Source organism: Saccharopolyspora sp. NPDC002376 (assembly GCF_053593195.1).
The window spans coordinates 1-6,844 of record NZ_JBSFBZ010000114.1 but is presented as its reverse complement, the minus strand read 5'-3'; the positions used below and the strand labels follow the sequence as shown (position 1 = coordinate 6,844).

Sequence of the window (6,844 nt, the reverse complement as noted above, 5' to 3'; positions counted from 1 at the left end):
CTCGACTACTACTTCGCCGGCGACGGCGCCAAGTACGACGACGACGGCGACATCTGGCTGCTCGGCCGCGTCGACGACGTCATGAACGTCTCCGGGCACCGCATCTCCACCACCGAGGTCGAGTCCGCACTGGTCTCCCACCCCAACGTCGCCGAGGCCGCGGTGGTCGGCGCCTCCGACCCCACCACCGGCCAGGGCATCGTCGCCTTCGTGATCCTGCGCGGCGGGGTCGACGACGCGGCCTCCGGCGAGGCCGCGCTCAAGGAGCTGCGCGAGCACGTCTCCCGCGAGATCGGCCCGATCGCCAAGCCCCGCCAGATCATGATCGTGCCCGAGCTACCCAAGACCCGCTCCGGCAAGATCATGCGCCGGCTGCTGCGCGACGTCGCGGAGAACCGCGAGGTCGGCGACGTCACCACGCTCGCCGACTCGTCCGTCATGTCGCTGATCTCCAAGGGCCTGAACACCACCAGCGACGACTGAGCAGAACTGACCAGACCACCGCCCGGCAGGCTGACGCCCCGTCCCTGTCCCCGACCTGCCGGGTGGTACCCATGTGCCGCGCTGTGCGCCGGGTTTTGTTGGTGCAACAGCGGATTGCTCCCGCCTCCACATTCCCTCCAGCAACTCCAGTCGCACCGCGGAACTGACCGTTCGGAGAGCTCCCCCCGACATTGTCGGCGGTTAGAAAGGACATCTGGTTACGCAACGCCGAACCACGTCGTAACAACAACGGCCACCAGATCGCGAGCCGATTCCCAGCCAGGATCAACAAGCACCGCCCGAGGAGTTGTCATGAAAGCAGCAGTCGTCCACAGCTTCGCGAACGAGCTGACCATCGACGAGGTTCCCAAGCCTGAGCCGGGGCCGGGAGAGGTCGTCGTGAAAATCGAAACCTCCGGCCTGTGCCACACCGACATCCACGCGGCGCACGGGGACTGGCCGGTCAAGCCCAAGCTCCCGCTCATCCCCGGGCACGAGGGCGTCGGCATCGTCGAGAGCGTCGGTCCGGATGTCACCGAAGTGGCCGAAGGCGACCGAGTGGCGATTCCCTGGCTGGGGATCGCCTGCGGTGTCTGCGACTACTGCACCAGCGGCTGGGAAACCCTGTGCGAGAAGCAACTCAACACCGGCTACTTCATCGACGGCGGGTACGCCGAGTACGCCAAGGCGTCGGCGAAGTACGTCGCCAAGGTCCCGGACGGGGTGGATCCGCTGGACGCGGCGCCGCTGACCTGCGCCGGGGTCACGACCTACAAGGCGGTGAAGCTCTCCGGAGCCCGTCCCGCGTCCACGGTCGCCGTGTTCGGCATCGGCGGACTCGGACACCTCGCCGTGCAGTACGCCAAGATCTTCGGTGCGCAGGTAGTGGCGGTGGACGTGGTCGACGAGAAGCTCGAACTCGCTCGGGAACTCGGGGCCGACCACACCGTCAACGCGCTCACCGAGGATCCCGTGCAGGCGATCAAGGACCTCGGCGGCGCCGACGCCGCGATCTCGGTCGCAGTGGCGCCGAAGGCATTCGAGCAGGCGTACGGCTCGCTGCGCCGGGGCGGCAAGCTGGTTTTCGTCGCGCTGCCGGCTGACAACTACGTGCAGCTGCCGATCTTCGAAACCGTGCTCAACGGCATCACCATCGTCGGCTCGATCGTGGGCACCCGCGGTGACCTGGACGAGGTGTTCCGCCTCCACCAGCAGGGCCGCACCAAGGTGATCCGGGAGGCCCGCCGCCTCGACGAGGTCAACACCTGCTTCGAGGAGGTCGAGAAAGGCCAGGTCAAGGCCCGGCTGGTGTTCGACTTCCGCAGCTGAGCTGAAGCCCCGTGAGTCTGTTGGTGACTATCGCACGCTCAACAGACTCACGGGCATTGAGCGGACATCCTCGTGCCGACCCGGTTCATCCGATGATGAAATGATCGCGTCGGTTCCGACGACCACGATGCGATCGGCCCCGAGGTCCAGTGCCGGTTTGATGGGCGTGTTCAGCCGGGTTCCACCGTCGACGTACCAACCGTGCGCCTCGGCGGGGAACTCAGTGCGGACTGGTGGGAACAGCACGGGCAGTGCGGCGGAGGCCCGCAGGTGCACGTGATCGATTGTCGCGGGCACGTAGTCGAGGATGTGGGAGCGGTGCAGCACGGGCTGCACCGCGCTCTCAACGAACACGACCGTGCGGCCACTGCGTACGGCGGTGGCGAGAAGCCCTCCACCATCATCTATCCTCAATCGAAACAAACGGTGTTGCCACGACCGATTGAATCCGCCCGCACCTCGATCACTCGCAACAGCAACAGCTCTCGGTCAAATGGCGTGTTTCTTGGCCTGGACGTGGGCAAGGAGGGACGCTGGTGGCCAGCATGCCGGCGCGAACAACAACTGGCCATCAGCGCAGCGAGCTCTGGGGTGCAACAGGTTCTCCCGCCAATGCCCGACCCCGCACTTCAGCACGTAGATGCTGCGCATGAACTTACTGGCGTCCACAGTTGACACAGCCGGGCCGCGCAGCGAGTGGCCCGGCTGATCCGGCCCGTCGAGGCCGACAGCATCGCAACCAACTCCGCGGGCAGCCCCGGCCGATTCAGTGTTCGTCGTAGTGGTCGCCGTGGATGGCGTGGCGATGTCCGTCGTGGATGTAGTCGACGTGGTCGCCGTGAGGAACGGCGACATGACCACAACCTTCACCGTGGGTGTGCTCGTGCCCGTCATGTGCGACATGCTCGCCCTGCTCGCATTCGTCGTAATGGTCGTCGTGCACCCGGTGCAGGTGCCCATCGTGCACGTAATCGACGTGGTCACCATGGGGAACTGACACGTGCCCGCAGCCTTCACCATGAGCATGCTCATGCGCGGAGTGCTCTTGATGCGCCATCATCACCACCGGCCTTTCGCCCATTCCGAGCGTTTTTGACCTAAGAAGACTAATATCGCATGCAGCAATGCGCATAGTGACATTCGACCCGTCCGACACGCCGTACTGGGGCCCGAGCACGATCGACTGCAAGACAACCACAGGTCTACACCAACGAACGCGGAACTACCGGAACTTCTGGCCTACCACTAGATCCGTCAACGGCTGTGCATTCACGCGGAGCAGGCGGAGACGCTGGATGAGCAGGTCCGTCAGGTATCGACTGGCCGCGCCTGGTGATCAACCGCTCCGGAGGAGCAGACCGACCTACGGGGGGCTCCGTCTCGGCGGCAACGCGCAGTACCCGCTGGCGACGATCCAGTCGCCGTTGGAGGTCCACGTCGAGCTGGACCCCACGACCCGGCCAACCCCCGGGCAGTGGGCGGCGATCGAGGACACGCCCCGACCGACCGCTGCCCGACCTTCCCGAGGCACTTCAAGCTCGCCTGACGGCTCCCACCGAGAAAGAAAGCGACGAAGCCCCACTCAGCGCTGCGCCACACCGAGAAATACCAAAATGAAATCGGATTCAGCAAAAGCCGTGCCGGTTCAAGAAATCCGTCCGTTGCCCTCGGCGATCTTTTCCGCCCCCACGAGCTGACGAGCTCCACTGTCTTCCCTACCAGGAAAGCCACCTTTAGCGGTCTGTATGCAGACTGCACGGTGTGTCTGGGGAGAAGATCCACAACGAGAATCACAGCGCCGCCAGGACCGCCTTCCAGGTCGGCGCAGTGCGCGGCCCGGGCGAGCGAGCAAACGCGGAGCTCAAGAGCTGGAAAACCCTCCGCAAGATCCACTCCAGCCCAAGCCTCGCGACCACACTCGTCAACGCCGTCCGAACCGTCATCCAAGCAAGCTGAATCCAAGCGGAAAAAGCTCACTCCCCCGGAAACGCCGTTCCGGCGGCAGACCCCTTCAGGTTGAAGTAGCTAGCGGTGTTCGGGGTTTTCGTAGTCGTGGCGGCAGCCGGCGTCCCAGGCGGTGCGCTGGTTGCCGTAGGCCGGGATGCCGCCGAGGTCTTTGAGCATGCGGGCCAGGTGCAGCAGATTCCAGGTCATGAAGGTGGTGTTGCGGTTGGTGAAGTCGTTTTGCGGGCCGCCCGAGCCGGGGTCGAGGTAGGAGGGGCCGGGGCCTGCCTCGCCGATCCATCCGGCATCAGCCTGAGGGGGGATGGTGTAGCCCAGGTGCTGCAGGCTGTAGAGGATGTTCATGGCGCAGTGCTTGGCGCCGTCCTCGTTACCGGTGATCAGACAACCGCCGACACGGCCGTAATAGGCGTACTGCCCGGCGTCGTTGAGCAAGGCGGAGCAGGAGTAGAGGCGTTCGATCACTTGCTTCATCACGGAGCTGTTGTCTCCTAGCCAGATGGGGCCCGCCAGCACGAGGATGTCGGCCGCCAGGACCTGTTGGTACATGTCCGGCCACGCGTCTGTCTCCCAGCCGTGCTCGGTCATATCGGGCCACACGCCGGTGGCGATGTCGTGGTCCACCGCCCGTATGACGTCGACGTGCACTCCTCGTTCGTTCATGATGGCGGTGCTGTGGTCGATCAGACCCCGCGTGTTGCTCGTCTTCGGTGAGCGTTTGAGGGTGCAGTTGATCACTAGGGCCCGTAGATCGTCGTACCGGGCAGGCGGTGCATCGGCGGCGGGCGACGAAGCAGTCACACGGTCCTCCTGGAAATCCCGCCGCCCAGCGAACGGCGAAGCGTCCACATCCGGATTCAGTCTGCGGGCGGCCCGCGGAAGGCACCACAACAACACCTCCGAATAGCCCGAGCGGTGCTCGAGTTCTGCCAGCCACCGCCACCGACCACCGCGCTGATGGGTGACTGACAGTGGCTGGGGCGGCCGGCGTTACTTAGCGTCGTTTCATGGGTGCTGAAGCTGCAACTGGGTCGCGGAACGTGGCTGCGGGCGAGGACGTCGCGCATTTGTTGGTGCGTTGTCTGCGGGCGGAGGGCGTGGAGTACGTCTTCGGGCTCCCCGGCGAAGAGAACATCCGCTTCGTCGACGCGCTGAACGACTCCGGTATCGAATATGTCCTGGTGCGCCACGAACAGGCCGCCTCGTTCATGGCTGAGGTCTACGGGCGCCTGACCGGCCGAGCCGGCGTGTGCTCGGCCACGCTGGGCCCTGGCGCGATCAACCTGCTGCTCGGCACTGCGGATGCCACCACCAACAGTGCTCCGATGGTGGCCCTGGCGGCACAAGGCTCCCTACGCCGCCTCCACAAGGAGTCGCACCAGGTCATCGACCTGGTATCGATGTTCGCTCCAGTCACCCAGTGGGCGGCCCGTGTCGAATGTCCCGACGCGGTACCGGAAATGACGCGCAAGGCGTTCAAGACCGCGCAGAGCGAACGCCCGGGTGCGGTGTTCCTGGCCGTGCCGGAGGACATCGAAGCAGGGGACCTCGCCGAGCAGCTGGCACCCCTGCCCATCGACACGGTGCATCCTGATGCGCCGTCGCCCTCCCAGATCGCACGGGCTGCCGAGGTCCTCACCGCCGCCAAGCGGCCCGTCGTGTTGGCCGGCCACGGCGCCGCCAGGGCACGGGCCTCGGACGCTCTCATCCGTTTCGCCGAGCGGCTGAACATCCCGGTCGCGACCACCTTTCACGGCAAGGGCGTCTTCCCCGACGACCACCCGAACGCACTGGGCGCAGTCGGTTTCATGCGCCACGACTACAGCAACTTCGGCTTCGACACGGCCGACGTGCTGATCTGCGTGGGGTATGAGATCCAGGAATTCGACCCAGTAAAGATCAACCCGCACGGTGACAAGCAGATCCTGCACGTGCACCGGTTTCCCGCCGAGGTTGACCAGCACTACCCAGTCGCAGTGGGCATCGAAGGTGCCCCCTCGCAAGCACTGGACGCACTCACCTCAGCACTGCCCGATGGACTCGCTCATGCCACAGGACGCAGCGAGAAGATCCGTACGTTGCTCGACGAGGAACTCCAGTACGGCCGCACCAACGACGCGTTCCCCGTGGTGCCGCAGCGTGTGGTGGCCGATGTCCGCGCCGCGCTGGACCGCCAGGACGTCGTGCTCGCCGACACTGGTGCCGGAAAAATGTGGATGGCCCGGCTCTATCCGGCGTACGAACCGGATACCTGCCTGGTCTCCAACGGACTGTCCACAATGGGCTTCGCGCTGCCGGGCGCCATCGCCGCCAAGCTGGCCCGGCCAGACCGAAGGGTTCTGGCGATGATGGGCGACGGCTCATTCCTGATGAACTCCCAAGAGCTGGAGACAGCCGTCCGCGAACGCATCCCGTTGGTCGTTCTCGTCTTGGTGGATGAGGAATACGGCCTGATCACCTGGAAAATGGAGCTCGAACTCGGCCGCCACAGCCACACCCGGTTCACCAACCCAGACCTGGTCGCCTACGCCGAAAGCTTCGGCGCACACGGCCACGCGATAGAGACCGCCGACCAACTGCTGCCCGTACTGCGCCGCGCCCTCGACGACGACACGGTCACCGTCATCACCTGCCCCATCGACTACACCGAAAACCTGCGACTGACTAACCGGCTGGGCGAACTGCACGGCCCATTCTGATCATTCGACAACGCCCCCACCGAAAACACGATCGGCGTCACAGTGCTATTCAGCCACAGCACCTACCGGAATCACCCCGCGGAAACAACAGCGCAGTCCGGTCGAACAAAGCGTTCACCGGCACGGTGCGGGTGTACGACCTCGTCCGCGCCCTGGGCCCCGGGCAACGCGAGTGGACGGCGGGGACCGACCGGATGACGGAGTCGGTATTACGCCTCATGGGTGAGGCTGATCAGCAGTCGAGTCTGCGGCCTCTGCGAGGTCTAGGGCCGGGCATCATGAGTGAGCAGAAGCCGTACCCGCCACTGCCGGAAGGCGTCGTGATGGGGGAAACCTCGTTCGGCCCCGACGCCGGCCCGCATGCCCCAGCC

8 protein-coding genes are annotated in these 6,844 nt (G+C 65.2%); 5 read left to right on the top strand and 3 right to left on the bottom strand.

Annotated features, from left to right (window positions below; all coding sequences use genetic code 11):
* Both ACWCO2_RS36445 and adhP read left to right on the top strand, forming a co-directional pair.
* The coding region (locus ACWCO2_RS36445) for an AMP-binding enzyme (protein WP_450132361.1) at positions 1 to 483 on the top strand (483 nt) is incomplete at its 5' end.
* A gap of 312 nt (positions 484 to 795) precedes the next feature.
* On the top strand, positions 796 to 1,812 hold the full coding sequence (gene adhP / locus ACWCO2_RS36440; protein WP_450132360.1) for an alcohol dehydrogenase AdhP: 1,017 nt from the start codon (positions 796 to 798) through the stop codon (positions 1,810 to 1,812).
* A gap of 27 nt (positions 1,813 to 1,839) precedes the next feature.
* Here adhP and ACWCO2_RS36435 read toward each other — a convergent pair whose 3' ends face one another.
* A complete protein-coding gene (locus ACWCO2_RS36435; protein WP_450132363.1) occupies positions 1,840 to 2,058 on the bottom strand; it encodes a hypothetical protein in 219 nt (72 codons plus the stop codon).
* A gap of 24 nt (positions 2,059 to 2,082) precedes the next feature.
* Between ACWCO2_RS36435 and ACWCO2_RS36430 the strand changes: the two genes are divergently transcribed.
* Complete coding sequence (locus tag ACWCO2_RS36430) at positions 2,083 to 2,487, top strand: hypothetical protein (protein ID WP_450132364.1); 405 nt, start codon at positions 2,083 to 2,085, stop codon at positions 2,485 to 2,487.
* Between the two features lie 91 nt (positions 2,488 to 2,578).
* Here ACWCO2_RS36430 and ACWCO2_RS36425 read toward each other — a convergent pair whose 3' ends face one another.
* Positions 2,579 to 2,872 (bottom strand): hypothetical protein, encoded by a 294-nt coding sequence (locus ACWCO2_RS36425; RefSeq protein WP_450132362.1) that lies wholly within the window; start codon positions 2,870 to 2,872, stop codon positions 2,579 to 2,581.
* Between the two features lie 701 nt (positions 2,873 to 3,573).
* On the opposite strand from ACWCO2_RS36425, the gene ACWCO2_RS36420 reads away from it, so the two are divergent.
* Complete coding sequence (locus ACWCO2_RS36420) at positions 3,574 to 3,768, top strand: hypothetical protein (RefSeq protein ID WP_450132359.1); 195 nt, start codon at positions 3,574 to 3,576, stop codon at positions 3,766 to 3,768.
* Positions 3,769 to 3,837: 69 nt separating this feature from the next.
* Here ACWCO2_RS36420 and ACWCO2_RS36415 read toward each other — a convergent pair whose 3' ends face one another.
* Positions 3,838 to 4,575: a flavodoxin family protein gene (locus tag ACWCO2_RS36415; protein WP_450132358.1), complete on the bottom strand. Its 738-nt coding sequence runs from the start codon at positions 4,573 to 4,575 to the stop codon at positions 3,838 to 3,840.
* Positions 4,576 to 4,781: 206 nt separating this feature from the next.
* On the opposite strand from ACWCO2_RS36415, the gene ACWCO2_RS36410 reads away from it, so the two are divergent.
* The gene (locus tag ACWCO2_RS36410; RefSeq protein WP_450132357.1) at positions 4,782 to 6,473 is read left to right on the top strand and encodes an acetolactate synthase large subunit; all 1,692 of its coding nucleotides are present in this window, start codon (positions 4,782 to 4,784) and stop codon (positions 6,471 to 6,473) included.
* Positions 6,474 to 6,844: the final 371 nt, after the last annotated feature.